The sequence below is a fragment of the Pseudomonas iridis genome (genome assembly GCF_017980685.1).
Taxonomy (GTDB): Bacteria; Pseudomonadota; Gammaproteobacteria; order Pseudomonadales; family Pseudomonadaceae; genus Aquipseudomonas; species Aquipseudomonas iridis.
In genome coordinates this window covers 13,731-40,696 of the sequence record NZ_JACXXO010000026.1, presented here as the reverse complement: position 1 = coordinate 40,696, position 26,966 = coordinate 13,731, and the positions used below count along the sequence as shown (strand labels likewise).

The 26,966-nt window shown below is 59.1% G+C and carries 28 protein-coding genes and 1 pseudogene; 19 read left to right on the top strand and 10 right to left on the bottom strand.

Going from position 1 to position 26,966, the window contains the following annotated elements:
• Positions 1–53: 53 nt before the first annotated feature.
• Positions 54–1,196: an MFS transporter gene (locus IEQ42_RS26220; RefSeq protein WP_210706042.1), complete on the bottom strand. Its 1,143-nt coding sequence runs from the start codon at positions 1,194–1,196 to the stop codon at positions 54–56.
• Positions 1,197–1,383: 187 nt separating this feature from the next.
• Positions 1,384–2,877, bottom strand: a complete 1,494-nt coding sequence (locus tag IEQ42_RS26215) for an aldehyde dehydrogenase (protein ID WP_210706041.1) — start codon at positions 2,875–2,877, stop codon at positions 1,384–1,386.
• 236 nt (positions 2,878–3,113) lie between these two features.
• Here IEQ42_RS26215 and IEQ42_RS26210 point away from each other — a divergent pair, with 236 nt between their 5' ends.
• On the top strand, positions 3,114–3,476 hold the full coding sequence (locus IEQ42_RS26210) for a cupin domain-containing protein (RefSeq protein WP_042561748.1): 363 nt from the start codon (positions 3,114–3,116) through the stop codon (positions 3,474–3,476).
• A 135-nt stretch (positions 3,477–3,611) separates the two neighbouring features.
• On the opposite strand, the gene rpmG is transcribed toward IEQ42_RS26210, so the two are convergent.
• Positions 3,612–3,767 carry a 50S ribosomal protein L33 gene (rpmG, locus tag IEQ42_RS26205; RefSeq protein WP_016772554.1) on the bottom strand — a complete coding sequence of 52 codons (156 nt, stop codon included), beginning with the start codon at positions 3,765–3,767 and terminating at the stop codon, positions 3,612–3,614.
• Between the two features lie 11 nt (positions 3,768–3,778).
• Positions 3,779–4,012, bottom strand: coding sequence for a 50S ribosomal protein L28 (gene rpmB / locus IEQ42_RS26200; RefSeq protein ID WP_007920377.1), 234 nt, complete (start codon positions 4,010–4,012; stop codon positions 3,779–3,781).
• 447 nt (positions 4,013–4,459) lie between these two features.
• Here rpmB and IEQ42_RS26195 point away from each other — a divergent pair, with 447 nt between their 5' ends.
• Positions 4,460–6,046, top strand: a complete 1,587-nt coding sequence (locus IEQ42_RS26195; protein WP_210706040.1) for an ABC transporter substrate-binding protein — start codon at positions 4,460–4,462, stop codon at positions 6,044–6,046.
• A gap of 126 nt (positions 6,047–6,172) precedes the next feature.
• Here the strand turns inward: IEQ42_RS26195 and radC are convergent, their stop codons facing one another.
• Positions 6,173–6,847 (bottom strand): RadC family protein, encoded by a 675-nt coding sequence (gene radC, locus IEQ42_RS26190; RefSeq protein WP_042561750.1) that lies wholly within the window; start codon positions 6,845–6,847, stop codon positions 6,173–6,175.
• Between the two features lie 135 nt (positions 6,848–6,982).
• On the opposite strand from radC, the gene coaBC reads away from it, so the two are divergent.
• The 6 genes and pseudogenes from coaBC to IEQ42_RS26160 all read left to right on the top strand — a co-directional run bounded on the left by coaBC (position 6,983) and on the right by IEQ42_RS26160 (position 12,486).
• Complete coding sequence (gene coaBC, locus IEQ42_RS26185) at positions 6,983–8,191, top strand: bifunctional phosphopantothenoylcysteine decarboxylase/phosphopantothenate--cysteine ligase CoaBC (RefSeq protein WP_042561751.1); 1,209 nt, start codon at positions 6,983–6,985, stop codon at positions 8,189–8,191.
• Positions 8,192–8,196: 5 nt separating this feature from the next.
• Complete coding sequence (gene dut / locus IEQ42_RS26180) at positions 8,197–8,652, top strand: dUTP diphosphatase (protein ID WP_016985816.1); 456 nt, start codon at positions 8,197–8,199, stop codon at positions 8,650–8,652.
• Between the two features lie 160 nt (positions 8,653–8,812).
• Positions 8,813–10,189: pseudogene (locus IEQ42_RS26175) on the top strand (phosphomannomutase/phosphoglucomutase); the annotation flags it as partial.
• Positions 10,190–10,206: 17 nt separating this feature from the next.
• Positions 10,207–11,112 (top strand): acetylglutamate kinase, encoded by a 906-nt coding sequence (argB, locus tag IEQ42_RS26170; protein WP_210706039.1) that lies wholly within the window; start codon positions 10,207–10,209, stop codon positions 11,110–11,112.
• Between the two features lie 431 nt (positions 11,113–11,543).
• Entirely contained in the window at positions 11,544–12,116 is a 573-nt protein-coding gene (locus IEQ42_RS26165) for a hypothetical protein (RefSeq protein ID WP_210706038.1), read from the top strand.
• Positions 12,103–12,486, top strand: coding sequence for a hypothetical protein (locus tag IEQ42_RS26160; protein ID WP_210706037.1), 384 nt, complete (start codon positions 12,103–12,105; stop codon positions 12,484–12,486). The genes IEQ42_RS26165 and IEQ42_RS26160 overlap by 14 nt, the downstream gene beginning before the upstream one ends.
• 119 nt (positions 12,487–12,605) lie before the next feature.
• Here the strand turns inward: IEQ42_RS26160 and pyrE are convergent, their stop codons facing one another.
• Positions 12,606–13,250 carry an orotate phosphoribosyltransferase gene (gene pyrE, locus IEQ42_RS26155; RefSeq protein ID WP_041071932.1) on the bottom strand — a complete coding sequence of 215 codons (645 nt, stop codon included), beginning with the start codon at positions 13,248–13,250 and terminating at the stop codon, positions 12,606–12,608.
• An 82-nt stretch (positions 13,251–13,332) separates the two neighbouring features.
• On the opposite strand from pyrE, the gene IEQ42_RS26150 reads away from it, so the two are divergent.
• Entirely contained in the window at positions 13,333–14,112 is a 780-nt protein-coding gene (locus tag IEQ42_RS26150) for an exodeoxyribonuclease III (RefSeq protein ID WP_007920349.1), read from the top strand.
• A gap of 78 nt (positions 14,113–14,190) precedes the next feature.
• On the opposite strand, the gene gltS is transcribed toward IEQ42_RS26150, so the two are convergent.
• The 3 genes from gltS to rph all read right to left on the bottom strand — a co-directional run bounded on the left by gltS (position 14,191) and on the right by rph (position 16,861).
• The gene (gene gltS / locus IEQ42_RS26145; RefSeq protein ID WP_210706036.1) at positions 14,191–15,399 is read right to left on the bottom strand and encodes a sodium/glutamate symporter; all 1,209 of its coding nucleotides are present in this window, start codon (positions 15,397–15,399) and stop codon (positions 14,191–14,193) included.
• A 344-nt stretch (positions 15,400–15,743) separates the two neighbouring features.
• The gene (locus tag IEQ42_RS26140; RefSeq protein ID WP_210706035.1) at positions 15,744–16,109 is read right to left on the bottom strand and encodes a DUF4870 domain-containing protein; all 366 of its coding nucleotides are present in this window, start codon (positions 16,107–16,109) and stop codon (positions 15,744–15,746) included.
• Positions 16,110–16,138: 29 nt separating this feature from the next.
• Positions 16,139–16,861: a ribonuclease PH gene (gene rph, locus IEQ42_RS26135; RefSeq protein ID WP_042561757.1), complete on the bottom strand. Its 723-nt coding sequence runs from the start codon at positions 16,859–16,861 to the stop codon at positions 16,139–16,141.
• Between the two features lie 270 nt (positions 16,862–17,131).
• On the opposite strand from rph, the gene IEQ42_RS26130 reads away from it, so the two are divergent.
• The 6 genes from IEQ42_RS26130 (at position 17,132) to IEQ42_RS26105 (ending at position 22,436) form a co-directional block, all read left to right on the top strand.
• Positions 17,132–17,995 (top strand): YicC/YloC family endoribonuclease, encoded by an 864-nt coding sequence (locus IEQ42_RS26130; RefSeq protein ID WP_210706034.1) that lies wholly within the window; start codon positions 17,132–17,134, stop codon positions 17,993–17,995.
• Between the two features lie 12 nt (positions 17,996–18,007).
• Positions 18,008–18,628 (top strand): guanylate kinase, encoded by a 621-nt coding sequence (gene gmk / locus IEQ42_RS26125; protein ID WP_042561759.1) that lies wholly within the window; start codon positions 18,008–18,010, stop codon positions 18,626–18,628.
• 167 nt (positions 18,629–18,795) lie between these two features.
• The gene (rpoZ, locus tag IEQ42_RS26120) at positions 18,796–19,059 is read left to right on the top strand and encodes a DNA-directed RNA polymerase subunit omega (protein WP_016985812.1); all 264 of its coding nucleotides are present in this window, start codon (positions 18,796–18,798) and stop codon (positions 19,057–19,059) included.
• 57 nt (positions 19,060–19,116) lie between these two features.
• Complete coding sequence (gene spoT / locus IEQ42_RS26115) at positions 19,117–21,222, top strand: bifunctional GTP diphosphokinase/guanosine-3',5'-bis pyrophosphate 3'-pyrophosphohydrolase (protein WP_007920338.1); 2,106 nt, start codon at positions 19,117–19,119, stop codon at positions 21,220–21,222.
• A gap of 24 nt (positions 21,223–21,246) precedes the next feature.
• Positions 21,247–21,627: a RidA family protein gene (locus IEQ42_RS26110; protein WP_210706033.1), complete on the top strand. Its 381-nt coding sequence runs from the start codon at positions 21,247–21,249 to the stop codon at positions 21,625–21,627.
• Between the two features lie 68 nt (positions 21,628–21,695).
• Positions 21,696–22,436, top strand: a complete 741-nt coding sequence (locus IEQ42_RS26105) for a hypothetical protein (protein ID WP_210706032.1) — start codon at positions 21,696–21,698, stop codon at positions 22,434–22,436.
• 140 nt (positions 22,437–22,576) lie between these two features.
• On the opposite strand, the gene IEQ42_RS26100 is transcribed toward IEQ42_RS26105, so the two are convergent.
• Positions 22,577–23,434: an SDR family oxidoreductase gene (locus IEQ42_RS26100; protein WP_210706031.1), complete on the bottom strand. Its 858-nt coding sequence runs from the start codon at positions 23,432–23,434 to the stop codon at positions 22,577–22,579.
• A 188-nt stretch (positions 23,435–23,622) separates the two neighbouring features.
• On the opposite strand from IEQ42_RS26100, the gene exbB reads away from it, so the two are divergent.
• The 4 genes from exbB (at position 23,623) to IEQ42_RS26080 (ending at position 26,961) form a co-directional block, all read left to right on the top strand.
• Positions 23,623–24,576 (top strand): tonB-system energizer ExbB, encoded by a 954-nt coding sequence (exbB, locus tag IEQ42_RS26095; protein ID WP_210706030.1) that lies wholly within the window; start codon positions 23,623–23,625, stop codon positions 24,574–24,576.
• 6 nt (positions 24,577–24,582) lie between these two features.
• Positions 24,583–25,011 (top strand): TonB system transport protein ExbD, encoded by a 429-nt coding sequence (exbD, locus tag IEQ42_RS26090; protein WP_103302606.1) that lies wholly within the window; start codon positions 24,583–24,585, stop codon positions 25,009–25,011.
• The gene (locus tag IEQ42_RS26085; RefSeq protein WP_210706029.1) at positions 25,008–25,754 is read left to right on the top strand and encodes an energy transducer TonB family protein; all 747 of its coding nucleotides are present in this window, start codon (positions 25,008–25,010) and stop codon (positions 25,752–25,754) included. Before exbD ends, IEQ42_RS26085 begins: the two co-directional genes overlap by 4 nt.
• Before the next feature lie 277 nt (positions 25,755–26,031).
• A complete protein-coding gene (locus tag IEQ42_RS26080) occupies positions 26,032–26,961 on the top strand; it encodes a hydrogen peroxide-inducible genes activator (RefSeq protein WP_210706028.1) in 930 nt (309 codons plus the stop codon).
• Positions 26,962–26,966: the final 5 nt, after the last annotated feature.

Here is a 26,966-nt window from a genome sequence, read left to right as displayed (position 1 = left end):
CATTTGGAATGCATTCTCTCTGTAGAGCTGCCGAAGGCTGCGATCTTTTGACTTTAAGCAGTCTGCACTGTGCCAAAAGCACCTTGTCGGGATACCAGAATCACCAGCCCAAAAGCCCCCGCCGCCATCAACCAGGGCAACGCATGCCCGCTGATCCACTGACTGCCCGCCCCGGCTGCCAACGGCCCGATCAGACAGCCAACGCCCCACAGTTGCGCGATATGCGCATTGGCTCGCACCAGCGCGTCATCACGGTAACGCTCACCGATGAGGATCAGCGACAGCGTGAACAAACCACCGGCACTGGCGCCAAACAACACCCACAGCGGCCAGATCAGCAACGTGTCGATCAGCATCGGAATCGCCAGGCTCGACAGCATCAACACCACCGCGCACCCGGTGAACAGGGTGCGCCGCGACAGGTAATCGGCTAACGCGCCAATCGGCAATTGCAGCAGCGCATCGCCCACCACCACAGTACTGACCATCGCCAAGGCGATTTCGGCGGTAAAACCCTGCTGCAGGCAATACACCGGCAGCAACGTCAGGATCATCGCCTCGAACGCGGCAAACAACGACACCGCCCAGGCAATCGCCGGCAGCTCGCGGGCAAAGCCCCACAGGTCGCGGAAGGTCACGCTGCTCGCTTCACTGCTCGGCGCACCGCTACGGCGCAGCAACAGCAAAGGGGAGACCATCAGCAGCGCGACACCGACCCAAAAGCCGTAATCCTCTTCAGTGCCGAGCGCGCCCAGCAGCAAAGGGCCAGACAGCTGGCTCAGCGCATAACTGCTGCCATACAGCGCCACCAGTCGACCGCGCCAATGCTCGACCACCAGCTGATTGATCCAGCTCTCGCCGAGGATGAACACGATGGTCAGGATCACGCCAATCATCAGGCGCAGCACCAGCCAGACCGGATAGCTCGGCAATAACGCCAACAGGCCAATGGACAGCGCTCCGGCCCACAGGCACAGGCGCATCAGGTTCGCCGTGCCGAAACGCGCCGCCAGGTGACTGGAGATTTTCGCGCCCAGCAACACGCCAATGGCCGGCATCGCTGCCATTACGCCAATGGCGAACGCGCCGTAGCCCCAACCCTCCAGACGTAGCGACACCAACGGCATGCTGACCCCCAGGGCCAGGCCGACACTCAAGACAGACGCCAACACGGCGAAATACGTCGCCCACCGCATGTTCCACGCTCCTGTGGATATTCTTTTTGTACTCACCCAAAACACTGTGGGAGCGAGCCTGCTCGCGAAAGCCGTTTCACATTCAGCAACTGGGCTGACTGATAAACCGCTTCGCGAGCAGGCTCGCTCCCACAGGGGATCTCTGCATGGCTGGGGAGCCCGACGGAATCAGGCTCCCTTCAACGACTTACAGTTTGATCCACGTCGCTTTCAGTTCGGTGTACTTGTCGAACGCGTGCAGCGACTTGTCACGACCATTGCCCGACTGCTTGAAGCCACCGAACGGTGCAGTCATGTCGCCGCCGTCGTACTGGTTGACCCACACGCTACCGGCGCGCAGCGCCTTGGCGGTCAGGTGTGCCTTGGAGATGTCCTGAGTCCACACCGCAGCGGCCAGGCCGTAAGGCGTGTCGTTGGCAATCTGGACGGCTTCTTCAGCCGTGTCGAAAGCGATGACCGACAGCACCGGGCCGAAGATCTCTTCCTGTGCGATTTTCATGGCGTTGCTCACGCCGTCGAAAATCGTCGGCTCGACGTAGGTGCCACCGGTTTCCCGAAGAATGCGCTTGCCGCCAGCCACCAGTTTGGCGCCGTCGGTATGACCGGACTCGATGTAGGACAGCACGGTGTTCATCTGCTGGGTATCAACCAGCGCGCCGACGTTGGTCGCCGGATCCAGCGGGTTGCCCGGCTTCCAGGCTTTCAGCGCCTCGATCACCATCGGCAGGAATTTGTCCTTGATCGAACGCTCGACCAGCAGACGCGAACCGGCGGTGCAGACTTCGCCCTGGTTGAAGGCGATGGCGCTGGCGGCCGATTCGGCAGCGGCTTGCAGATCGGGAGCATCGGCAAAGACGATGTTCGGGCTCTTGCCACCGGCTTCCAGCCACACGCGTTTCATGTTCGATTCGCCGGAGTAGATCATCAATTGCTTGGCGATCTTGGTCGAACCGGTGAACACCAACGTGTCCACATCGTTGTGCAGAGCCAGCGCCTTGCCAACGGTATGGCCGTAGCCCGGAAGGACGTTGAGCACGCCTTTCGGAATGCCGGCCTCGACGGCCAGCGCCGCGATACGGATGGCGGTCAGCGGCGATTTTTCCGACGGTTTGAGGATCACCGAGTTACCGGTCGACAGCGCCGGGCCGAGTTTCCAGCACGCCATCATCAGCGGGAAGTTCCACGGCACGATGGCGCCAACCACGCCGACTGGCTCGCGGGTCACCAGACCCAGTTGATCGTGCGGCGTAGCTGCGACTTCGTCGTAAATCTTGTCGATCGCCTCACCGCTCCAGCTCAGCGCTTGCGCCGCGCCCGGCACGTCGATGTTCAGCGAATCGCTGATCGGCTTGCCCATGTCGAGGGTTTCGAGCAGGGCCAGTTCTTCGGCGTGCTGTTTCAGCAGGCCGGCGAAACGGATCATGGTGGCTTTGCGTTTGGTCGGCGCCAGGCGCGACCACACGCCGGAATTGAAGGTGGCGCGGGCATTTTCCACGGCGCGCTGGGCGTCGGCGGCGTCACAGCTGGCAATTTTGCCCAGCAGACGGCCATCGACCGGGCTGATACATTCGAAAGTCTCGCCGGAGACGGCGTCGGTGTATTCGCCATTGAGGTAGGCGCGGCCTTCGATCTTCAGGTCGCGGGCGCGTTGTTCCCAATCGGCACGAGTCAGGGTGGTCATTCAGGTGTCCTCCTCTTGTTGAATACGAGCGCCGCGCGATCTTCGCCGACGTCCTCAGCAATTCTGCCCGGCCAGCCTGCATTTCGGCCCGAGGCACCCGCCACCCTAAACCAGCGGCCGGGTTTGTTTCAATATATTTGACATAAGGCGGCTATACGACCTTGCAGTGTTGATTTTAATCAACATAGACTTTGGCCTTTTCCAGCCTTGCGCCGCACTTACGGGAGATAACAACAATGAACATCCAGAACGTCGTCGACATCAGCCTGACCTCCAGCGAAGCCGAACGCTATCGCCCGGACCCGGCCAAAGTACTCAAGGGCGATCCCGAGCAGGCAGTGTTCCATCAATATGAAAGTCCTTGCGGGCAGATGGGTGTCGGCGTGTGGGAAGGTGCGGTGGGTCAGTGGACGGTGAACTACACCGAGCATGAATACTGCGAAATTCTCCAGGGTGTTTCGGTGCTGCGTGACAGCGACGGCAATGCCAAGACCTTACGCGTGGGTGATCGTTTTGTGATTCCGGCAGGGTTTCGCGGCACGTGGGAGGTGCTGGAGGCTTGCCGCAAGGTTTATGTGATTTTCGAACAGAAGGGCTGAGGATATTCGCTGGCTGATCTGGTCCCATCGCTGGCTTGCCAGCGATGAGGCCCGGACGGACGCGACAAAACCTGAGAAACAAAAAAGGCCCGTATCGTGAGATACGGGCCTTTTTTGTAAGTCGGGAAAAATCAATTACTTGATTTTGCCTTCCTTGTACATCACGTGCTTGCGAACAACCGGATCATATTTCTTGATCTCGATTTTGTCCGGGGTAGTACGCTTGTTCTTGTCGGTAGTGTAGAAGTGACCAGTACCGGCGCTCGAGATCAAACGAATCAATTCACGCATGATTAGCTCCCTTAAATCTTGCCATCGCGGCGAAGTTCGGCGAGCACGACAGTGATGCCACGCTTGTCGATGATACGCATGCCTTTGGCAGATACGCGCAGACGCACAAAACGTTTCTCTTCTTCAACCCAGAAGCGGTGATGCTGCAGGTTCGGCAGGAAACGACGACGGGTTTTGTTGTTTGCGTGGGAAATGTTATTCCCAGTCACCGGACCCTTACCGGTAACTTGACATACTCTCGACATGCCTCAGCCCTCTAAAACCACATGCCCAACCCGGCATGGGTTGGCCGCTTAATCTCTCAGTCATTTGGCGCCAGGCGCCGCGTTTCTTTAGAGGTCTTACCGGCTACACCTACAGTGAAGGAACCGGGCCCCTAGAAAAGAGCGCTGCTTTATACCAGAAAGACTGGGGTGCAACAACTTTCCGTGTGCAATCAATCCACAAAAAGGCGCAGATTCTGCTCGCGAACGCCTTGGACAAAGGCCGGGACGGGGTTTTACCACTCGTCGAAGAAAACCGCTCATGCGCCCGATTCTGGCTCGTCGCTGCACCGGGCACACACCGGAGCTGCGTAAAAACGTCCCCGAAAATACAAAAGGGGATAGTCATTTGCAATCGCGACCTCTAGGGTAGGACTTTTCCAGACTGCACTTGCAGATGGGCCTTCGATCTGTAAAAGGAAACCGACCATGCGCCTCGCTGCCCTACCCCTGCTGTTCGCCCCGCTCCTGCTGAGCCCACTGGCCCAGGCCGCCGCGCTGAGCGTCTGCACCGAGGCGAGCCCTGAGGGCTTCGATGTGGTGCAGTACAACTCGCTGACCACCACCAATGCATCGGCCGATGTGCTGATGAACCGCCTGGTTGATTTCGACACTGCCAGCGGCAAGGTCATCCCGAGCCTGGCCGACAGCTGGGAAATCAGCACCGACGGCCTGACTTATATCTTCAAATTGCACCCGCAGGTCAAATTTCATACAACCGAATACTTCAAGCCAACCCGCGAGCTGACTGCCGAAGACGTCAAATTCAGTTTCGACCGCATGCTCGATCCGGCCAATCCCTGGCACAAAGTTGCCCAAAGCGGCTTCCCTCACGCGCAATCGATGCAGCTATCGGCGCTCATCAAGAAGATCGACGCGCTGGACCCACTGACTGTGCGCTTCACACTTGATCACCCGGACTCGACCTTTCTGGCGACTCTGAGCATGGGTTTCGCCTCGGTCTATTCCGCCGAATACGCCGATAAACTGTTGAAGGCCAACGCCACCGACAAGCTCAACAGCCAGCCAATCGGCACCGGCCCGTTTGTCTTCACGCGATTCCAGAAAGACGCCGCGGTCCGCTACAAGGCCAACCGGGACTACTTCCGTGGCAAGCCCGCCGTGGATCCGCTGATCTTCGCGATCACGCCAGATGCCAACGTGCGCCTGCAAAAACTGCGACGCAATGAATGCCAGATCGCCCTGTCGCCAAAACCCTTGGACGTAGAGGCTGCGCAGAAAGAGCCGACGCTGAAAGTCGAAAAAACCGATGCGTTCATGACCGCCTTCGTCGGCATCAACAGCCAGCATCCGCCACTGGACAAACCGGAAGTGCGTCAGGCGATCAACCTTGCCTTCGACAAGGCCAACTACATCAAAGCCGTGTTCGAAGACACGGCTGAAGCAGCCAACGGCCCTTACCCGCCAAACACCTGGAGCTACGCGAAAAGCCTGCCGGGCTACTCTCATGACGTAGCGAAAGCCAAAGCACTGATGGCCAAGGCCGGCTTGAAGGATGGTTTCAAGACCACGATCTGGACGCGGCCATCCGGCAGCTTGCTCAACCCGAATCCGAGCCTTGGCGCACAAATGCTGCAATCGGATCTGGCAGAGATCGGCATTCAGGCGCAAATCCGTGTGATCGAATGGGGCGAGCTGATTCGCCGCGCCAAGGCAGGCGAGCATGACCTCTTGTTCATGGGCTGGGCCGGTGATAACGGCGACCCGGACAACTTCCTCACGCCGCAGTTTTCCTGCGCCGCGGTCAAGTCCGGCACCAACTTCGCACGCTACTGCAACGCCGATCTCGACAAGCTGATCAGCGCCGGCAAGACCACCAGCGAACAAGGCGTGCGCACCAAGCTCTACGAGCAGGCGCAGGCGCAGATTCAGCAGCAGGCACTGTGGCTGCCGCTGGCACACCCAACGGCGTTCGCGCTGACACGTAAAGACGTTCAGGGTTACTCGGTAAGCCCGTTTGGCCGGCAGGATTACTCCAGGGTCAACATGAAATAATCGCCACACCACCAAACCCCTGTAGGAGCTGTCGAGTGAAACGAGGCTGCGATCTTCTGATCTTTAAAACAGAGTCAAAAGATCGCAGCCTTCGGCAGCTCCTACAGAGAAAGGGTCGGCGGATATTTACATCCAGCCGCACTCCGCCATCGACAGCGGCTCCCCCTCCCCCACGATGAAGTGATCGAGCACCCGCACATCAATCAGGTCCAGCGCCTTTTGCAAACGCTTGGTCAACAACTGATCCGCCTGACTGGGGTCGCTGTTCCCCGACGGGTGGTTGTGACAAAGGATCACCGCCGCCGCGTTATTGGCCAGGGAACGCTTCACCACCTCACGGGGATGTACGCTGGTATTGTCGATGGAGCCGCGAAACAGCGCCTCGAACGTCAACACTTGATGCTTGGAGTCCAGAAACAGACAACCAAATACCTCGTGCGGCTCGTGGCGCAGCATCGATTTGAGGTAATCGCGAACCGCCTGCGGATTCTCCAGTGCGGGTTTCCTGCGCATGCGCTCAGCCAGATGCCGACGGCCCATTTCCAGCACCGCCTGCAACTGGGCGAACTTCGCCGGCCCTAATCCCAACTCCTTGCTGAATTGTGCAAGATCGGCCTCCAGCAACACGCGCAGGCTGCCGAATTGAGTCAACAGGTGTCGCGCAAGATCCACCGCGCTTTTGCCAGTGACTCCAGTGCGTAAGAAGATCGCCAGCAATTCGGCGTCGGAAAGGCTCGCAGAGCCCTGTTCAAGTAGCTTCTCCCGCGGGCGCTCCGCCGCAGGCCAATCGCGAATACTCATACACTTTCCCTGTCTGTGGGCGCCGCTGTTCCGTAGCGGTCGCTGTGATATCTTAGCCCATCTTTTTTGCGGGCGGATTCACCCTGGGGAGGGGGTTTCGCCACGTATGTCACCCACGAAATCAAAGGCAGACCTATGCAGCGGCTGTATCGGAAACGCATCGTTCTGGGCGTCGGCGGCGGCATCGCTGCCTACAAGAGCGCCGATCTGGTTCGTCGCCTGATCGACCAGGGCGCCGAAGTGCGTGTGGTCATGACCCATGGCGGCGCCGAGTTCATCACCCCGCTGACCATGCAGGCCCTGTCCGGGCACCCGGTTCACCTGGATTTGCTCGACCCCGCCGCCGAAGCGGCGATGGGCCACATCGAACTGGCCAAGTGGGCCGATCTGGTGCTGATCGCCCCGGCCACCGCCGACCTGCTCGCCCGCCTGGCCCAAGGCATCGCCAACGATTTGTTGACCACGCTGGTGCTGGCCACCGACGCTGTCGTGGCGGTCGCTCCGGCAATGAATCAGGCGATGTGGCGCGACCCCGCGACCCAAGCCAACCTGCAACTGCTTCAAAGTCGCGGCCTGAAGACGTTCGGCCCGGCCTCCGGCAGCCAGGCCTGCGGCGACGTCGGCATGGGCCGCATGATGGAAGCTACCGATCTGGCGCAGTGCGCGGCGGACTGCTTCCAGCGTCAGGCGCTGACTGGCAAGCACGTCGTCATTACGGCCGGGCCGACCCAGGAAAACATCGATCCGGTGCGCTACATCACCAACCATAGCTCCGGAAAAATGGGCTTCGCCCTGGCCGAAGCGGCGGTGGAAGCCGGCGCCCGCGTGACCTTGATCAGCGGCCCGGTGCACCTGCCGACCCCGGATCGCGTCACGCGCATCGACGTGGTCAGTGCCCGCGACATGCTCGCGGCGTGCGAATCCGCGATCCCTTGTGATGTGTTCATTTCCTCGGCAGCGGTTGCGGATTACCGTCCAGAAGTCATCGCCCCGCAAAAACTCAAGAAAGATCCTACGAGCGGCGACGGCTTCGTCCTGCAAATGGTGCGCAACCCAGACATCCTGGCCACCATCGCGACCCGCCCCGATCGTCCGTTCAGTGTCGGTTTCGCCGCCGAGACCGAACACCTGCTCGACTACGCTGCACGCAAGCTGAAGGACAAGAATCTCGATTTGATCGTCGCCAACGACGTCGCCAACCCGAGCATCGGTTTCAACAGCGAAGAAAACGCCTGCAGCGTAATTGACCGTGAGCTTCACGCCACGGTTTTCGCCCAGACCAGCAAGAGCAAGATCGCTCGCCAACTGGTCACTTTTATCGCCGAACGTCTGAACCAGGTTTAATTTACATGCACGCTTTGCAAGCCAAGATCCTCGACCCCCGCATCGGCACCGAATTCCCGCTGCCACAATACGCCACCCCGGGCTCCGCCGGCCTCGACCTGCGCGCCATGCTGGAGCAGGACATCGTGATCAAACCGGGTGAAACCGTGCTGATCCCGACCGGCCTGTCGGTCTACATCGGTGACCCGAACCTCGCCGCGCTGATCCTGCCTCGCTCGGGCATGGGCCACAAACACGGCATCGTGCTGGGCAACCTTGTTGGCCTGATCGACTCCGATTACCAGGGCCCGCTGATGGTTTCCTGCTGGAACCGCGGCCAGACTGACTTCACCATGACTGTCGGTGAACGTCTGGCGCAATTGGTGCTGGTGCCCGTGGTGCAGGCGCATTTCGAGATGGTTGAAGAGTTCGTCGAGACCGAACGCGGCACTGGCGGTTTCGGCCATACCGGCACCAAATAATTCGTGTGAGAGCCATGCCATTTGCCCTGTCATACCACGAACTCTCTGCGGAAAACGCCGTCATACCCTTCAGTTTGAGCTTGCCGTCGAATGAGTCGTCGGTCTGTCCAGTCACTTTTGAGATGGAGCATTTCCGCAGATGACCACCCCCGCCCAAGTTGCACCAAAGCTGCCTGACAGCATCTTCCGCGCCTATGACATTCGCGGCACCGTGCCGGAATTCCTCAATGCCGAAACCGCTTACTGGATCGGCCGCGCTGTCGGCTCGCAGAGCCTTGCCCAAGGCGAACCCAATGTGTCCGTCGGTCGCGACGGCCGCCTGTCCGGGCCGGAACTGGTCGCTGAACTGATCCGCGGTATCGCCGAGAGCGGCTGCCATGTCAGCGATGTCGGCCTGGTGCCCACTCCGGCGCTGTACTACGCCGCCAACGTTTTGGCCGGCAAGTCCGGCGTGATGCTCACCGGCAGCCACAACCCGTCGAACTACAACGGTTTCAAGATCGTCATCGCCGGCGACACTCTCGCCAACGAACAGATCCAGGCCCTGCACGAACGCCTCAAGACCAACAATCTGAGCAGCGGTAACGGCAGCGTCACTCAGGTCGAGATCCTAGACCGCTACAACACCGAGATCGTCCAGGACATCAAACTGGCGCGACGCCTGAAAGTCGTGGTCGATTGCGGCAACGGCGCGGCTGGCGTGATCGCCCCGCAACTGATCGAAGCGCTGAACTGCGAAGTCATCCCGCTGTTCTGTGAAGTTGACGGCAATTTCCCCAATCACCACCCGGACCCGGGCAAGCCGGAAAACCTCGTCGACCTGATCGCCAAGGTCAAGGAAACCAACGCCGACATCGGCCTGGCGTTCGATGGTGACGGCGACCGTGTCGGCGTAGTAACCAATACTGGCAGCATCGTTTTTCCGGATCGCCTGCTGATGCTGTTCGCCCGTGATGTGGTGGCGCGCAACCCGGACGCGGAAATCATCTTCGACGTCAAATGCACCCGTCGTCTGGTACCGCTGATCAAGGAGTACGGTGGTCGGCCGCTAATGTGGAAGACTGGTCATTCGTTGATCAAAAAGAAAATGAAACAATCCGGCGCGCTGCTGGCCGGTGAAATGAGCGGGCACATTTTCTTCAAGGAACGCTGGTTCGGTTTCGACGACGGTATCTACAGCGCCGCACGTCTGCTGGAGATCCTCAGCAAGGAAAAATCCACCGCGGAGGAGCTGTTTGCGACCTTCCCGAACGATATTTCTACGCCGGAAATCAATATCCATGTGACCGAAGAGAGCAAATTCAGCATCATTGATGCATTGCACGACGCACAGTGGGGCGCAGGCGCTGACCTGACCACCATTGACGGCGTGCGAGTCGATTACGCCAAAGGCTGGGGCCTGGTGCGCGCGTCCAACACCACTCCGGTGCTGGTGCTGCGCTTCGAGGCCGATGACGAGGCTGAATTGCAGCGCATCAAAGATGTGTTCCACGCCCAACTGAAACGCGTTGCACCTGATCTCCAACTACCGTTCTGATCCACCCGGAGCCCTGAATGACCCTCGAACGCGAAGCCGCCGCCAACACTGCCAAAGTCCTGTCCGAAGCGCTGCCTTACATCCGACGCTACGTCGGCAAGACCCTGGTGATCAAATACGGCGGCAACGCGATGGAAAGCGAGGAGCTGAAAACCGGCTTCGCCCGCGACATCGTGCTGATGAAAGCCGTGGGTATCAATCCGGTGGTCGTGCACGGCGGCGGCCCACAGATCGGTGATCTGCTCAAGCGCCTGTCGATCGAAAGCCATTTTGTCGACGGCATGCGCGTGACTGACGCCGCGACCATGGACGTCGTCGAAATGGTCTTGGGCGGTCAGGTCAACAAGAGCATCGTCAACCTGATCAACCGCCACGGCGGCAGCGCCATCGGCCTGACCGGTAAAGACGCCGAGCTGATTCGTGCGAAGAAGCTCACCGTCACCCGCCAGACCCCGGAGATGACCCAGCCGGAAATCATCGACATTGGCCACGTTGGCGAAGTCATCGGGATCAACACCGACCTGCTCAATCTGCTGGTCAAAGGTGATTTCATCCCGGTGATCGCGCCAATCGGCGTGGGCGCCAACGGCGAGTCGTACAACATCAACGCCGACCTCGTGGCAGGCAAAGTCGCCGAAGCGCTGAAAGCCGAGAAGCTGATGCTGCTGACCAACATTGCCGGCCTGATGGACAAGTCAGGCACGGTTCTGACCGGCCTGAGCACCCAGCAGGTCGACGATCTGATCGCCGACGGCACCATCTACGGCGGCATGCTGCCGAAGATCCGTTGCGCACTGGAAGCGGTTCAGGGTGGCGTGGGTAGCTCGCTGATCATCGACGGACGCGTACCGAATGCGATCCTGCTGGAAATCTTCACCGATACCGGTGTGGGTACGCTGATCAGTAATCGCAAGCGTCCCTGATCGCTGAAACGTAAAGATCGCAGCCTGCGGCAGCTCCTACAAAAGCAAATTTCGTTTGCATGAAATTACTGTAGGAACTGACGAAGTCTGCGATCTTTTTTATGCGCGCGGGAAGCGTCTGACTTAACACAGCGAAACGTCCGACATCCCCTCAGAACAAATCTCCCTAGGATCCTCCCCTCATCCACCGGAGATTTACCCATGCAAAAAGATAGTGTTCCTTACGGTAGTGACATTTCAGCAGGTAGCTACGCCTGCCTGGACTGTGGTCGAGAGTATTCAGGCCCCTCGCAAACATCGATGCCACCCTGCCCTGACTTCACCGAAGCCTCTCACCCTCTGAAAGGCTGGAAAGTACTCACGGGCCAAGGAGATGCCCCTCAGGATCCGTACCCGGCAGACAGCAACAAATAACCCCGGAGGCCCGAGCCATGCAGATCTCGTTCACGATCGACGCCGACGCTTTCGAACAGGAGCAAAAAGAACCGGTCAAAAAGACCTTGCGCATCGGCGATGCGGAAATCACCCACGCCCTCCAGCGTATTGCCAAGGCGAGCCTGACCGAATACCTGAAAATGCTGGTCGAGGGCGGGATGCCCAGCCGGGCCGACGAGGCTAAACAGGATCGCCTGCTTTACCTGATTCAAAGCTACTTCGGGCAGACTCTACCGACTGAATCGCAGATCTCGACGATCTTCCAGCTGACTCAGAGTCAAAGCAAAACCCTGCTGAAAAACACCGTGTCGCGCTTTCGCAATCAGCTCGACGACATTCTGCGACACAGCATGCGTGCAGTCGTCGAGTCTGCGGAACACGCAAAGGATGTCTATCTGGTGGTCATCAGCTCAGACGTGATCCGCGATGAACTGAACATGCTGATCACGCAAAACGAGCCGACCTTCAAACCCATCACCAAACGCAAAGGCAGCGCTGGGCAGTTTGAGATCAGCGAGGACTCCCACGATTTGTTGTGCGCAACGCTGGGGCTTAATGCCGTTCAGTGACATCGTCGCGGTCAGCGGCTTGCTGCTGACCCTGACCACCTTCATGTTCAATCTGGCCTGGCCCAAGCTCAATGAGGCGTTGACGCTGGATGAACACCAAACCGGCCCGCAGAACAAAAAACGCAGCCGCGAGAAGGTCAAGAATGCTGTTTACTGGCGTGCGTTGCCGCTGACAGGCGCCTTCGTAGCGCTGTTTTACGTCAACCTGCCGGCTGCCGTGGGCATTGTTTGCAGCAGTACGCTGGATCTATGGAACTTCGATATTGATCGAACGCTGTACGTGATGGTGGTTATAGCGCTGTTGGCATTTGCGCTGATTAATGCAGGATTGACGCTGAGACTGCTAGAAAAGTGGCGCAGTCTGCGTTAGCCGAAAAAAAAGACCCCGTTCAGTCAGACTGAACGGGGTCTTTCTTTGCCTGCGATCCCTGTAGGAGCTGCCGAAGGCTGCGATCTTTTGATTCTGATTGCGTCAGGCCAGAATCTGCGTCAAACGCCGAACTGGGCGCGGTACGCTTCCACAGCTGGCAAATGCTGCTTGAGCTGCGGATCGTCAGCGAGGAACTCCAGCACCTGATTCAGCGAAACAATGCTGATGACCGGGATGCCGAAATCGCGCTCCACTTCCTGGATTGCCGACAACTCACCGTTGCCGCGCTCCTGACGGTTCAGGGCGATCAGCACGCCGGCTGCCTTGGCACCGTCCTGGGAAGCGATGATCTGCATCACTTCGCGGATCGCGGTACCGGCGGTGATCACGTCGTCGATGATCAGCACATCACCGGTCAGCGGGGCGCCAACCAGACTGCCGCCTTCGCCGTGGGCCTTGGCCTCTTTGCGGTTGAAGCACCATGGCAAGTCACGGTCGTGATGCTCGGCCAGCGCGACGGCGGTGGTCGCTGCCAACGGAATGCCTTTGTACGCCGGGCCAAACAGCACGTCGAAAGAAATGCCGCTCTCGGCAATGGCTGCGGCGTAGAACCGACCCAGCTGCGCCAGGGCCGAACCCGTGTTGAACAGGCCAGCATTGAAGAAGTAAGGACTGGTGCGCCCGGACTTCAGGGTGAACTCACCGAAGCGCAAAACGCCGCGATCGATGGCAAAACGAATGAAATCGCGCTGATACGCTTGCATGAAAAAAACCCCAAATACCACGGATTTAGCTAATTAGCTTGACGCCGTGTATCATACACGCACGCGATTTTTGGGGCCATTTATGCGGATCATCAGTGTGAACGTCAATGGTATTCAGGCTGCAGTCGAGCGTGGTTTGCTCAGTTGGCTGCAAGCACAGAATGCCGACGTCATCTGCCTGCAGGACACCCGTGCCTCCGCCTTTGAACTGGATGACCCAGCCTTCCAACTGGATGGCTACTTCCTTTATGCCTGCGATGCTGAAGTCCCCGCCCAAGGTGGCGTGGCTTTGTACTCGCGGTTGCAACCGAAGGCTGTCATCAGCGGTCTCGGTTTCGAGACGGCCGACCGCTACGGGCGCTACCTGCAAGCAGATTTCGACAAAGTCAGTATTGCCACCTTGCTGCTTCCTTCGGGGATGAACGGCGATGAGGACTTGAACCAGAAGTTCAAGCTCATGGACGACTTCGGCAAGTACCTGGACAAACAGCGGCGTAAACGTCGCGAGTACATTTATTGTGGCTCGCTGTATGTCGCGCAGCAGAAGCTCGACATCAAGAACTGGCGCGACAGCCAGCAATCCCCGGGCTTCCTGGCGCCAGAACGCGCCTGGATGGACGAGATTGTCGGCAACATGGGCTATGTAGATGCCCTGCGCGAAGTCAGCCGTGAAGGCGACCAGTACAGCTGGTGGCCGGACAACGAACAGGCCGAGATGCTCAATCTGGGCTGGCGCTTCGACTACCAGATCCTGACTCCAGGCTTGCGGCGCTTTGTGCGCAGCGCACGCCTGCCGCGTCAGCCTCGGTTCTCGCAGCACGCACCGCTGATCGTCGACTACGACTGGACGCTGACCATCTAAGCGTCGATTCAGACAAAAAAATGCCCGTATCGCGAGATACGGGCATTTTTTGTGCCTCAGACTAAAGTGGTCCGAAGCTCAGACGGCGACAAACAACGGCAAGACCAGGTACAGCTTGATCACGATGACATTGATAATGTCGATGAAGAATGCACCCACCATCGGCACCACGAGAAACGCAATCTGCGAAGGACCGTAGCGCTGCGTCACCGCCTGCATGTTGGCGATGGCCGTCGGTGTCGCACCCAGCCCAAAACCACAGTGCCCCGCTGCCAATACCGCCGCGTCGAAGTTACGGCCCATCATTCTGAACGTCACGAAAATCGCAAACAGCGCCATGACCAGTGTTTGCGAAGCCAGGATGATGAATATCGGTAGTGCCAGTGCCGCCAGATCCCACAGCTTGAGCGACATCAAGGCAATTGCCAGAAACAACGACAGGCTGACATTCCCCAACACCGAGACTTCGCGCTCAAATACCTGATACAAGCCCAGCGCTGACAGCCCGTTACGCAGAACGACACCCACGAACAAGACGCAGACAAATGTCGGCAACTCAAATGCGGTGCCGTGCAGAAGACCATTGAGCAAATTGCCGGCCAACAGACTGACTGCAATCAGCGCCAGTGTCTCGATAAACGAGAACGGGGTGATCGAGCGCTCCTTGTTCGGCTGCTCGAAACCTTTTGGCAATCGCGGCGTTTCTTGCGGCTGGCATCCGGGCACTCGAACACGCTTGATGAGCAGGCGAGCCACGGGACCACCAATCAACCCACCCAACACCAGACCAAACGTCGCAGATGCCATGGCGAGCTCGGAGGCGGATGCCAGACCGTACTTCTCACTAAACACCGTGCCCCACGCAGCGCCTGTGCCATGACCGCCCGCCAGCGTTATCGAACCTGTCAGTAGACCCATCAACGGGTCCAGCCCCAGCGCAGTGGCAAGACCGATGCCCAAGGCATTCTGAACCACCAGCAAGCCGGTGACCGCCAGCACGAATATGCCCACTACACGCCCGCCTTTCTTCAGGCTGGCAAAATCGGCACTCAAGCCAATAGTGGCGAAAAACGCCAGCATCAAAGGTGCTTGCAGTGAAGTGTCGAAGCGAACCTCGATGTCGAACGTTCGCAGCAACAGAAGAGCCAGCGCCACGACCAGGCCACCGGCGACGGGCTCAGGAATATTGTAATTACGCAGAAAAATAATACGTGTAACAAGTCCGCGTCCTAGCAAAAGCACCAGGGAAGCGGCCACAAGCGTTCCATAAAAATCGAGCTGAATCATTGGGATTATTCTTGGCTAGATATTCAGAGGCGAACTTTATACCTGTCCACACCTCATGAATTGGCTGACTGTCTCAACACTGATTGAATTGGATTTCAAGGACCTTCGCTGGCCTGAATATATCGAAATATTCTGCAGGAATATGACGTGCGGGGACTTTAACAACCACTCCGCCTGATTGCCAAGGACATGGACAGTACTATGTTGGCGCAGTTATGACTAAAGATGTAAGAGGCTGATGTATATGGCAATCTCAACTACCGCTCATCGCAGCGAGATCATTCCTACACACTTTTCAAACGGGTTTAATTGCAAAAATGCAAATATTTTATAGGCGTTGATTGCTACTTGATCAGGCGCCAAGTAAATGGATAGCGATAGGGAAAACCTTCGTTAGCTTTCACACCACCGATGATCGCCAAAACCAACGCAGCAATGGTGACCAGTCCATAAAGGAAGAAACCTACGATGACCAGCATCAGCAGAATGCAGATCGCTGTAACAATCGCGACGGTGATCTGAAAATTCAGCGCCTCTTTGCCCTGCGCATCGATAAACGGATCCGACTCACGCTTCATCTGCCACAGAATCAGCGGCCCGATCAGATTGCCGAAAGGAATCCAGATCCCCAGCAAGGCGGACAAATGACAAAACATCGCCCACTGCCGAGCCTCCTGGCTCGGTTTGGGCAGCAGCTCTTGGTCACTCATCGCGTCCTCCTTGCGGGTTATCAACCTGATCAGTCAGCCAGTGCTGACTTCTGCAGTTCGAAGATTTCGTTCATGCCTTTCTTGGCCAGTTCCAGCATGGCGTTCAGGTCTTCTGGCTGGAACGGCGCGCCTTCAGCCGTGCCCTGCACTTCGATGAAGCCACCGGAGCTGGTCATCACCACGTTAAGGTCGGTCTCGGCGGCGGAGTCTTCAAGATAGTCCAGATCCAGCACTGGCTCGCCTTGATACATGCCCACCGATACAGCGCCGATCATTTGCTTGAGCGGGTCGCCGCCCTTCAGGCCGCCACGCTTCTTTATGACCTTCAACGCATCGACCAGGGCCACCATGGCGCCGGTGATGGATGCGGTACGGGTGCCGCCATCAGCCTGAATCACGTCGCAGTCGACATAAAGGGTAACGTCGCCCAGCTTGGACATGTCCAGCGCAGCGCGCAGGGACCGGCCGATCAGACGCTGGATTTCCAGGGTGCGGCCGCCCTGCTTGCCGCGACTCGCTTCACGCTGGTTACGCTCGCCGGTGGCGCGCGGCAGCATGCCGTACTCGGCAGTCAACCAGCCCTGACCCTGGCCTTTGAGGAAACGCGGCACGCCGTTTTCGACGCTGACGGTGCAGATGACTTTGGTATCACCGAATTCGACCAGTACGGATCCCTCGGCGTGTTTGGTGTAGTTGCGGGTAATGCGGATCGAGCGGAGCTGATCGGCAGCGCGACCACTTGGACGTTTCATAGGAAATACCTGTACTGGGGACGGAAAACTGCCGAGCATTATAGAGCGGTGCACCGCCACTGGGCACGGGTTAAAAATCCGCGACGACGACCGAAGGGCCTCAAACACTTATTACCGACGGGCTGCAGCCCTTTGTCACACCGTGTGTTTGGGCGCATTCGCCGCACTGCGCTACAATCCTGCGCCTTTGCTGCCAGTCGGCTTAAATTCATTGATATCGCGCCTGCGGAATTCAGTTTCCGCGCCGATCTGCATTGCGAGGTCACCGCCATGGTGCACAGCATGACCGCCTTCGCCCGCGTCGAAAAAGCCGGCGCACAGGGCACCCTGAGCTGGGAATTGCGCTCGGTCAACAGTCGCTATCTGGAACCGCACCTGCGTCTGCCGGAATCGTTTCGCGACCTCGAAGGGGCCGTGCGTGAAGCACTGCGTCAGGGCCTGTCGCGGGGCAAACTGGAATGCACCCTGCGATTCACTGAAGAAAGCACCGGCAAAACGCTGCAAGTTGATCGCGAGCGCGCCGCGCAATTGGTCGCCGCAGCCGAAACGATTGCCGGCCTGATCCAGAATCCTGCTGCTCTCAATCCGCTGGAAGTGCTGGCCTGGCCCGGCGTTCTGGTCGCCGATGCCAGTGACCCGCAAGCACTCAATGCCGAAGCCCTGGCCCTGTTCAATCAGGGGCTGAAGGAACTCAAGGCCGGTCGCGAGCGCGAAGGCTCGGAGCTGGCACGGCTGATCAACGATCGCCTGACCTCCATCGAAGAAGACGTCGTTACCCTGCGTGAACTGGTTCCGCAGATGCTCGCCACCCAACGCCAGAAAGTCCTCGACCGCTTTGCCGACATGAAGGCCGAGCTGGATCCGCAGCGCCTGGAACAGGAAATGGTCATCCTCGCGCAAAAGAGCGATGTGGCCGAAGAACTGGATCGCCTGAGCACTCACATCATAGAAGTACGCCGGGTGCTCAAATCCGGCGGTGCAGCCGGACGGCGCCTCGACTTCCTGATGCAAGAGCTCAACCGCGAAGCCAATACACTGGGCTCCAAGGCCTTCGACCCGCGCAGCACCCAGGCGGCCGTCAACCTCAAAGTGTTGATCGAGCAGATGCGCGAACAAGTACAGAATATTGAGTAAGGCTACCCCGACATGACCCACAGCACCGGCACCCTGTACATCATTTCCGCGCCATCGGGCGCGGGCAAGAGCAGCCTGGTCAAGGCTTTGACCGATGCCAACCCGGAGATCCGCGTGTCGATCTCCCACACCACCCGCGCCATGCGCCCGGGTGAAGTGAACGGCGTGAACTATCACTTCGTAACCCGCGAAGCTTTCGTAAAGATGGGCGAGCACGGTGATTTCCTCGAACGCGCCGAAGTCTTCGGCAACTTCTACGGCACCTCGCAAAGCCATCTGCAACAGACCCTCGATGAAGGCCACGACCTGATTCTGGAAATCGACTGGCAGGGCGCCGAGCAAGTGCGCAAGCTGATGCCGCAGGCGCGCTCGATCTTCATTCTGCCGCCATCACTGCAAGCCTTGCACCAGCGTCTGACCAATCGCGGCCAGGACAGCGACGAGATCATCGACGGGCGGATGCGCGAAGCGGTCAACGAGATGAGCCACTACGTCGAATACGATTACCTGATCATCAACGACGACTTCGCTCATGCGCTGGACGATCTGAAAGCGATTTTCCGCGCCAATCAATTGCAACAGAAACGCCAACAGGTGCGTTTCGGCAAATTACTGGCCGAATTGCTCGGTTAATCAGCGCTTCCCAAAAGCGCTGCAAGGGCTTTACATTGGCACTTGCAGCGCGTTGAAGAGGTTGATCAAAAAATCAGCGCTTCCCTAATCGCTGGTGTTTTTTTAAACTGCTCAGTCCGCTCGCCCAACCGGGCAGCGCGCATATTGCATTCGCTCCGAGGAATACCATGGCCCGCGTAACCGTTGAAGACTGCCTGAACCACGTGGAAAACCGTTTTGAGCTGGTCATGCTCTCTACCAAACGTGCCCGTCAACTGGCCACCGGCGGCAAAGAGCCACTGGTTCAGTGGGAAAACGACAAGCCTACCGTTGTAGCGCTGCGTGAAATCGCTGAAGGCCTGATGAGCTACGAGTTCATCGCCGAGCAGGAAATCGTCCAGGATGAACCGCTGTTCGCAGCGTTCGAGGACGAGTCCAACGAGGCCGTCTAAGCCTATGCCTGGTCGACGTAGCACGGCGCAGGGTCACAACGTACGGCAGGAGTCATCATGCCGAGCATAGACGCCCTCGCCGATCGCTTATCGACCTACCTCGGCAATGACCAGGTCAACCTGGTCCGCCGAGCGTATTTCTACGCCGAACAAGCCCACGACGGCCAACGCCGACGCAGTGGCGAGGCGTACGTCACGCATCCTCTTGCCGTGGCAAATATTCTTGCCGACATGCACATGGACCATCAGAGCCTGATGGCTGCGATGCTGCATGACGTGATCGAAGACACCGGTATCGCCAAAGAGGCGCTGCAAGCGCAGTTCGGTGAAACCGTGGCCGAACTGGTCGACGGGGTCAGTAAACTGACCCAGATGAACTTCGAGACCAAGGCCGAAGCCCAGGCTGAAAACTTCCAGAAAATGGCCATGGCCATGGCACGCGACATCCGCGTGATCCTGGTCAAGCTCGCCGACCGCCTGCACAACATGCGCACGCTGGAAGTGCTGTCCGGAGAAAAACGCCGCCGGATCGCCAAGGAAACCCTCGAAATCTACGCGCCCATCGCCAACCGGCTGGGCATGCATGCCATTCGCATCGAATTCGAAGACCTCGGCTTCAAGGCCATGCACCCGATGCGTTCCGCGCGGATCTACCAGGCGGTCAAGCGCGCTCGGGGCAATCGCAAGGAAATCGTCAACAAGATCGAAGAATCCCTCGGCCATTGCCTCGCAATCGACGGCATCCAGGGCGAAGTCAGCGGTCGCCAGAAACACCTCTACGGCATCTACAAGAAAATGCGCGGCAAGCGTCGGGCCTTCAACGAGATCATGGACGTCTACGCGTTCCGGATCATCGTCGACAAGGTCGACACCTGCTACCGAGTACTGGGTGCTGTGCATAATTTGTACAAACCGTTGCCGGGGCGCTTCAAGGATTACATCGCGATCCCCAAGGCCAACGGCTATCAGTCGCTGCACACCACGCTGTTCGGCATGCACGGCGTACCGATCGAGATCCAGATCCGCACCCGCGAAATGGAAGAGATGGCCAACAACGGCATCGCCGCCCATTGGCTGTACAAATCCAGCGGTGACGAGCAGCCGAAGGGTACTCACGCACGCGCCCGCCAGTGGGTCAAAGGCGTGCTGGAAATGCAGCAACGGGCCGGCAACTCGCTGGAATTCATCGAGAGCGTGAAAATCGACCTGTTCCCGGACGAGGTCTACGTGTTCACGCCAAAAGGCCGGATCATGGAGCTGCCGAAAGGCTCCACGGCGGTCGACTTCGCCTACGCGGTGCACACAGATGTCGGTAACAGCTGCATCGCCTGCCGGATCAACCGCCGCCTCGCACCGCTGTCCGAGCCGTTGCAAAGTGGCTCCACGGTCGAGATCGTCAGCGCTCCCGGCGCACGACCGAATCCGGCCTGGCTCAACTTCGTGGTCACCGGCAAGGCGCGCACGCACATTCGCCATGCGCTGAAACTGCAACGCCGCTCCGAATCCATCAGCCTCGGCGAACGCCTGCTGAACAAGGTACTGAACGGTTTCGACAGTTCGCTGGAGAAGATTCCGGCCGAGCGCGTCAAGGCGATGCTCACCGAGTACCGCCTCGAACTGATCGAAGACTTGCTCGAAGACATCGGTCTAGGCAATCGCATGGCCTACGTGGTCGCCCGTCGCCTGCTTGGCGAAGGCGAGCAACTGCCTAGCCCGGAAGGCCCGCTGGCGATTCGCGGCACCGAAGGTCTGGTGCTGAGCTATGCCAAGTGCTGCACGCCGATCCCGGGCGACCCGATTGTCGGGCACCTGTCGGCGGGCAAAGGCATGGTCGTGCACCTGGACAACTGCCGCAATATCAGCGAAATCAGGCACAACCCGGAAAAATGCATCCAGCTCTCGTGGGCCAAGGATGTCACCGGCGAATTCAATGTCGAACTGCGTGTCGAGCTGGAACACCAGCGCGGCCTGATCGCCCTGCTGGCCAGCAGCGTCAACGCAGCCGATGGCAATATCGAGAAAATCAGCATGGACGAACGCGATGGTCGTATCAGCGTCGTCCAACTGGTGGTCAGCGTTCACGACCGTGTGCACCTGGCCCGCGTAATCAAGAAACTGCGCGCACTGACCGGGGTGATCCGCATCACCCGCATGCGTGCATAAGTCCACCATTACAAGGAGTCATGCATGACCAAGACAGTTATCACCAGCGACAAGGCCCCGGCCGCCATCGGCACTTACTCCCAGGCGATCAAGGCTGGCAACACCGTCTACATGTCGGGCCAGATCCCGCTGGACCCAAAAACCATGGAACTGGTTGAAGGCTTCGAAGCCCAGACCGTCCAGGTGTTCGAGAACCTCAAAGCTGTGGCCGAAGCCGCCGGCGGATCGTTCAAGGACATCGTCAAACTGAACATCTTCCTCACCGACCTGAGCCACTTCGCCAAGGTCAACGAGATCATGGGCAAATACTTCGACCTGCCGTACCCGGCCCGCGCCGCCATTGGCGTTGCTGCCCTGCCAAAGGGTTCGCAGGTTGAAATGGATGCCATTCTGGTCATCGAGTGATGCGCACGGCGCGGCCTTCATACGCCGCGCCGACTGCTCTGCAAGAAAGGTTTTGAAAGGATTCCACCATGCGCAAAGCGCTTGCTCTCTCGCTGTTCGCCATTTTCCTCGGCGGCTGCGCCAGCGACCCTGCCGACCGTGACATCAGCGGCACCTGGATCAATCAGGTGGCGATCGATGCTGCCACCCAGGGCGGCTCCCTGCGCGAAGCGCTTCAGGCTTACGGCCCGAACCTGGAGTGGGACGTCAACACCAAGGCCGGCCAGGCCCGCTACACCAACGGTTTTGAGAACGTCGAAGGTCGGCTGCTGGGCGAACAGTCTGGTGCCTGGAAAGTCGACTTTTATGGCAGCTCCGCCAGCGAGCTGAAACGCGACGGCAATCAACTGCAACAGGCCGCCAGCGACAACGAACCGGAACAGCTCTTCGACCGCGCGCAGATCCCGGTGCCCGAAGGCGCGCCGCTCGGTGCGAGCTTCGAACGCGCACTGTATTCAACCTACATGGGCGGCACCTGGAAAATCGCCAATGGTCAGGGCGAAGGCGGCACCGTGCAGTTTCAGGCCGACGGCCAGGTCTCCGGCCTGCCGGGCGCCGATCGTTACGCGTTGTGCCTGGCGGGCGATTGCGCATCGATGAGCAGTGGCAACGACAGCATGTGGCTGCAGCAGAATGGCCAAGGCAACAACTGGATCTTTGTGCGCAAGGGAAAGGAACTGGAAATCCTGCAAGCGGTGAACACCGCTCTGGCGGATGAACAACCGCAGTTCACCGCAGGTGAGCGCAAGTGGTTGCTCGAGAAGCAGTAACCCGCTGCTGAAATCATCGAAGATCCAAATGTGGGAGCGAGCCTGCTCGCGAAGGGGTCGTCACAGTCAACAGAGATGTTGAATGTGACGACCCCTTCGCGAGCACGCTCGCTCCACAGTTGTGTTGAGGTGCCTGAAATTCAGCACTTGCCTTCGAGAATCGCCGCATACCCTTCTCGATAACTCGGATACTTGGGCGCCCAACCCAGCGCTTTCGCCCGCGCATTGCTGCAACGCTTGCTACCGGTACGCCGAACGCTTTCATCTTCCGACCATTCGGTGACACCCATGAACTCGCGCAACCAGCCCACCACCTCGGCCAGCGGCGCCGGCGCATCATCGACACCGATGTAGACCGACTCAAGCGCCACGCCCCGACGGTCAGCCTCAAGCAGAAACGCCAGCAACCCCGCCGCGTCATCAACATGAATGCGATTGCCATACAGCGGCGGATCAACGGCCACTCGATAGCCACGCCGCACCTGAGTCAACAGCCATTCCCGACCCGGGCCGTAAATACCCGTCAGGCGCAGGATGCTCGCCGGGATACCACTGTTGAGCGCTACCTGCTCGGCTTCGAGCATCAACCGACCTGAGTAACCCGAAGCGGCGGTCTCGCTCTTTTCATCAACCCACTCGCCGTTCAGCTGTCCAAAAACACTGCTGCTGGACACGAAAATCAGCCGATCCGGCACTTGACCATAGTCGTCCAGCCAACTCAGTACATTCTGCAAACCCTGCACATAAGCCGCGCGATAACCGGCCTCATCGTGATCGGTGGCGGCGGCGCAATACACCAGGTAATCCACGGCACCTACTGGCCAGGTCGCCGGGCAGTCTTCATTGAACAGGTCGCCGGCAACGCCGATGACGCCTTCAGGCAGACGCGAGACATTTCGGCGCAAGCCATGAACTTCCCAACCGGCAGCCAGCAATTGCGTGGCCAGACGGCTGCCGACATCACCACAACCGGCGATCAAAACAGAAGGCGCGGACATCAAAAAACTCCCATCGGAAAGGCACAGACTAGCCTCGGCAGAGGACGAGCGGCTAGCAATGAAGGAAAAAAAGTTACTCTATTACTTTTGTTAACAAGAATTACTTGCAATAATGCCTGCCACTTTTGTTCTCGGCCTCACGAGGCCTGGAAGAGCATTACCGTTTTTCTATCTCAGGTCCGGCCAGCATGAATCGTAATCAAATCCCCGCTTCGCCAACCAAACGACCTCGCGCCTGGAGCGCGGTGGCGGCTCTGTTGCTCAGCCTGATGCTGACGCCAACCGCCGCTTTCGCCGACGCTCAGGCACCTGCTGCTCCTGCCGCCACCGAACAGAGCGCTCCAGCGGCGGCGGCACGGGATGCAACAGCTCCGGTTCAAACCCTCGACGCCACACCTGCCGACGCGCCACAAGCCCTTGAAGCCGACAACACCCTGGGCATGGCCCACGACCTGTCGCCTTGGGGCATGTACCAGAACGCCGACATCATCGTGAAAATCGTGATGATCGGCCTGGCCATTGCGTCGATCATCACCTGGACCATCTGGATCGCCAAGGGCTTTGAGCTGATGGGTGCCAAGCGTCGTCTGCGTGGCGAAATCGCCGCCCTGAAGAAAGCCACCACGCTTAAAGAAGCCAGCACCACTGCCGCAAAAGAAGGCACCCTTGCCAACCTGCTGGTCCACGACGCCCTTGAAGAGATGCGCCTGTCGACCAACAGCCGCGAGAAAGAAGGCATCAAGGAGCGTGTCAGCTTCCGCCTCGAGCGTCTGGTCGCAGCCTGCGGTCGCAACATGAGCAGCGGCACCGGCGTACTCGCAACCATCGGTTCCACCGCACCGTTTGTCGGCCTGTTCGGCACCGTGTGGGGCATCATGAACTCCTTCATCGGCATCGCCAAAACCCAAACCACCAATCTTGCCGTCGTGGCACCTGGTATCGCTGAAGCGCTGCTGGCCACCGCACTGGGTCTGGTGGCTGCGATTCCTGCGGTAGTGATCTACAACGTGTTCGCGCGCTCCATCGCCGGTTACAAGGCGCAGGTCTCCGATGCCTCGGCAGAAGTCCTGCTGCTGGTCAGCCGCGACCTCGATCACCAGCCTGAGCGCAGCTCGCAACCGCACATGGTGAAAGTGGGGTAATCGGCCATGGGCCTGCATTTGAAAGAAGGCGCAGACGACGATCTGGCCGAGAACCACGAAATCAACGTCACGCCGTTCATCGACGTGATGCTGGTGCTGTTGATCATCTTCATGGTGGCCGCGCCGTTGGCCACTGTGGATATCAAAGTCGACCTGCCCGCCTCGACCGCCAAGCCGGCGCCGCGGCCAGAGAAACCGGTGTTCCTCAGCGTCAAGGCTGATCAGCGCCTGTTCCTGGGCGAAGACGAAGTGAAGCCTGAGACTCTGGGCGCCACCCTCGACGCCCGCACCAAAGGCAAGAAAGACACCACCATCTTCTTCCAGGCCGACAAAGGCGTGGATTACGGCGACCTGATGAGCGTGATGGATAACCTGCGCTCTGCCGGTTACCTGAAGGTTGGTCTGGTAGGACTTGAGAGCGCAGTTAAAAAATGATCACGACGCGCCATAAGCTGACGCGTTACAGCGGTAGCCTGGCCGTGGTGCTGGGCGTTCACGCGCTGGCCATCGCGCTGGCGCTGAACTGGACCACCCGCCCGCCCATCGAACTGCCTCCCCAGGCAATGATGGTCGAGCTGGCCCCGGTTCCAGCCCCGCCACCGCCAGCTCCGCCGAAAGTCGTCACCCCGCCGCAGCCACCGGCTCCGGTTGAAGAGCTGCCGATTCCGAAACTGGCCGAAGCACCGAAAGCCGAAATCGCGGTGCAGAAACCAAAACCGAAGCCAAAGCCCAAACCGCCGAAGCCTGTCGAGAAAAAGCTGCCCGATCCGCCGAAGGAAAAACCTTCCGAGGAAAAACCGGCCGACACGCCACCGACACCAGCGCCGACAGAGAAATCTGCTGCGCCAGCGCCAGGCCCGTCGCCAGCCCAGATGGCTGCCAAGGCCAGCTGGCAAGGCACTCTGCTTGCGCATTTGGCCAAGTACAAAAAGTACCCGCAAAGCGCACAGGCTCGCGGCAAGGAAGGCTTGAATCGTCTGCGTTTCGTGGTCGATGGCGAAGGCAATGTGCTGTCGTTCGAACTGGTGAGCCGCTCCGGCAACGCCGATCTGGACCGGGCCACCCTGGAAATGATCCGCCGCGCACAACCGCTGCCCAAGCCACCGGCCGACATGTTGACCAATGGCTCGATTGAAATTGTTGCGCCGTTTGTTTACTCGCTGGAACGCCGTCGCTAAGACGCACCGCAATACCTGTGGGAGCGAGCCTGCTCGCGAAGGGGCCGTGTCAGTCAGCATATTTTTTCTGGCACACCGCTTTCGCGAGCAGGCTCGCTCCCACAGTGGCTATCCGCAAGCCGATAGATCCAGCCAAACAGGCACCGAAAGGTGCCTTTTGCATATCTATGCACGGCAAACCGGCATTGCCCTGTGTCGCACGCCTCCCTCAGTCTGATAACGTGCGTCTATCGATTGCAGCCGGTATGCTTGGCCCGCATCTTCATGGACGCTTGCTATGACCCTCACAGAATTACGCTACATCGTCACCCTCGCCCAAGAGCAGCATTTCGGCCACGCCGCCGAAAAATGCCACGTCAGCCAGCCGACCCTGTCGGTGGGCGTGAAGAAACTTGAAGACGAACTCGGTGTGCTGATTTTCGAGCGCAGCAAGAGTGCCGTGCGAGTGACGCCGGTCGGCGAAGGCATCGTCGCCCAGGCGCAAAAAGTACTGGAACAGGCCCAAGGCATTCGCGAACTGGCCCAGGCCGGCAAGAACCAGCTGACCGCTCCGCTGAAAGTCGGCGCGATCTACACCGTCGGCCCGTACCTGTTTCCTCACCTGATTCCACAACTGCACCGGGTCGCCCCGCAGATGCCGTTGTATATCGAAGAAAACTTCACCCACGTGCTGCGCGACAAACTGCGCAACGGCGAACTCGACGCGATCATCATCGCCCTGCCGTTCAACGAAGCCGACGTGCTGACTCTGCAACTCTACGACGAGCCGTTCTACGTCTTGATGCCAGCGCAGCACCCGTGGACCCAGAAAGAAACCATCGACGCCGGCCTGCTCAACGACAAGAGCCTGTTGCTGCTAGGCGAAGGCCACTGCTTCCGCGATCAAGTACTCGAAGCCTGCCCGACCCTGGCCAAGGGCAGTGACGGCGCCAAGCACACCACCGTCGAATCCAGCTCGCTGGAAACCATTCGCCACATGGTCGCCTCCGGTCTGGGCATCTCGATCCTGCCGTTGTCGGCGGTCGACAGCCACCACTACGCCCCGGGCGTGATCGAAGTGCGGCCCTTGTCGCCGCCGGTGCCATTCCGCACCGTGGCGATTGCCTGGCGCGCGAGCTTCCCACGGCCCAAAGCCATCGAGATTCTCGCCGACTCCATTCGCCTGTGCTCGGTTGCCAGACCTGCGGCACCGGTCACCGCCGGTTAAGCGAG

Bases quoted from the DNA above. Each gene is read 5' to 3' on its own strand.
- IEQ42_RS26220 (WP_210706042.1), bottom strand. From the start codon at position 1,196: ATGCGGTGGGCGACGTATTTCGCCGTGTTGGCGTCTGTCTTGAGTGTC.
- IEQ42_RS26215 (WP_210706041.1), bottom strand. From the start codon at position 2,877: ATGACCACCCTGACTCGTGCCGATTGGGAACAACGCGCCCGCGACCTG.
- IEQ42_RS26210 (WP_042561748.1), top strand. From the start codon at position 3,114: ATGAACATCCAGAACGTCGTCGACATCAGCCTGACCTCCAGCGAAGCC.
- rpmG (WP_016772554.1), bottom strand. From the start codon at position 3,767: ATGCGTGAATTGATTCGTTTGATCTCGAGCGCCGGTACTGGTCACTTC.
- rpmB (WP_007920377.1), bottom strand. From the start codon at position 4,012: ATGTCGAGAGTATGTCAAGTTACCGGTAAGGGTCCGGTGACTGGGAAT.
- IEQ42_RS26195 (WP_210706040.1), top strand. From the start codon at position 4,460: ATGCGCCTCGCTGCCCTACCCCTGCTGTTCGCCCCGCTCCTGCTGAGC.
- radC (WP_042561750.1), bottom strand. From the start codon at position 6,847: ATGAGTATTCGCGATTGGCCTGCGGCGGAGCGCCCGCGGGAGAAGCTA.
- coaBC (WP_042561751.1), top strand. From the start codon at position 6,983: ATGCAGCGGCTGTATCGGAAACGCATCGTTCTGGGCGTCGGCGGCGGC.
- dut (WP_016985816.1), top strand. From the start codon at position 8,197: ATGCACGCTTTGCAAGCCAAGATCCTCGACCCCCGCATCGGCACCGAA.
- argB (WP_210706039.1), top strand. From the start codon at position 10,207: ATGACCCTCGAACGCGAAGCCGCCGCCAACACTGCCAAAGTCCTGTCC.
- IEQ42_RS26165 (WP_210706038.1), top strand. From the start codon at position 11,544: ATGCAGATCTCGTTCACGATCGACGCCGACGCTTTCGAACAGGAGCAA.
- IEQ42_RS26160 (WP_210706037.1), top strand. From the start codon at position 12,103: ATGCCGTTCAGTGACATCGTCGCGGTCAGCGGCTTGCTGCTGACCCTG.
- pyrE (WP_041071932.1), bottom strand. From the start codon at position 13,250: ATGCAAGCGTATCAGCGCGATTTCATTCGTTTTGCCATCGATCGCGGC.
- IEQ42_RS26150 (WP_007920349.1), top strand. From the start codon at position 13,333: ATGCGGATCATCAGTGTGAACGTCAATGGTATTCAGGCTGCAGTCGAG.
- gltS (WP_210706036.1), bottom strand. From the start codon at position 15,399: ATGATTCAGCTCGATTTTTATGGAACGCTTGTGGCCGCTTCCCTGGTG.
- IEQ42_RS26140 (WP_210706035.1), bottom strand. From the start codon at position 16,109: ATGAGTGACCAAGAGCTGCTGCCCAAACCGAGCCAGGAGGCTCGGCAG.
- rph (WP_042561757.1), bottom strand. From the start codon at position 16,861: ATGAAACGTCCAAGTGGTCGCGCTGCCGATCAGCTCCGCTCGATCCGC.
- IEQ42_RS26130 (WP_210706034.1), top strand. From the start codon at position 17,132: ATGGTGCACAGCATGACCGCCTTCGCCCGCGTCGAAAAAGCCGGCGCA.
- gmk (WP_042561759.1), top strand. From the start codon at position 18,008: ATGACCCACAGCACCGGCACCCTGTACATCATTTCCGCGCCATCGGGC.
- rpoZ (WP_016985812.1), top strand. From the start codon at position 18,796: ATGGCCCGCGTAACCGTTGAAGACTGCCTGAACCACGTGGAAAACCGT.
- spoT (WP_007920338.1), top strand. From the start codon at position 19,117: ATGCCGAGCATAGACGCCCTCGCCGATCGCTTATCGACCTACCTCGGC.
- IEQ42_RS26110 (WP_210706033.1), top strand. From the start codon at position 21,247: ATGACCAAGACAGTTATCACCAGCGACAAGGCCCCGGCCGCCATCGGC.
- IEQ42_RS26105 (WP_210706032.1), top strand. From the start codon at position 21,696: ATGCGCAAAGCGCTTGCTCTCTCGCTGTTCGCCATTTTCCTCGGCGGC.
- IEQ42_RS26100 (WP_210706031.1), bottom strand. From the start codon at position 23,434: ATGTCCGCGCCTTCTGTTTTGATCGCCGGTTGTGGTGATGTCGGCAGC.
- exbB (WP_210706030.1), top strand. From the start codon at position 23,623: ATGAATCGTAATCAAATCCCCGCTTCGCCAACCAAACGACCTCGCGCC.
- exbD (WP_103302606.1), top strand. From the start codon at position 24,583: ATGGGCCTGCATTTGAAAGAAGGCGCAGACGACGATCTGGCCGAGAAC.
- IEQ42_RS26085 (WP_210706029.1), top strand. From the start codon at position 25,008: ATGATCACGACGCGCCATAAGCTGACGCGTTACAGCGGTAGCCTGGCC.
- IEQ42_RS26080 (WP_210706028.1), top strand. From the start codon at position 26,032: ATGACCCTCACAGAATTACGCTACATCGTCACCCTCGCCCAAGAGCAG.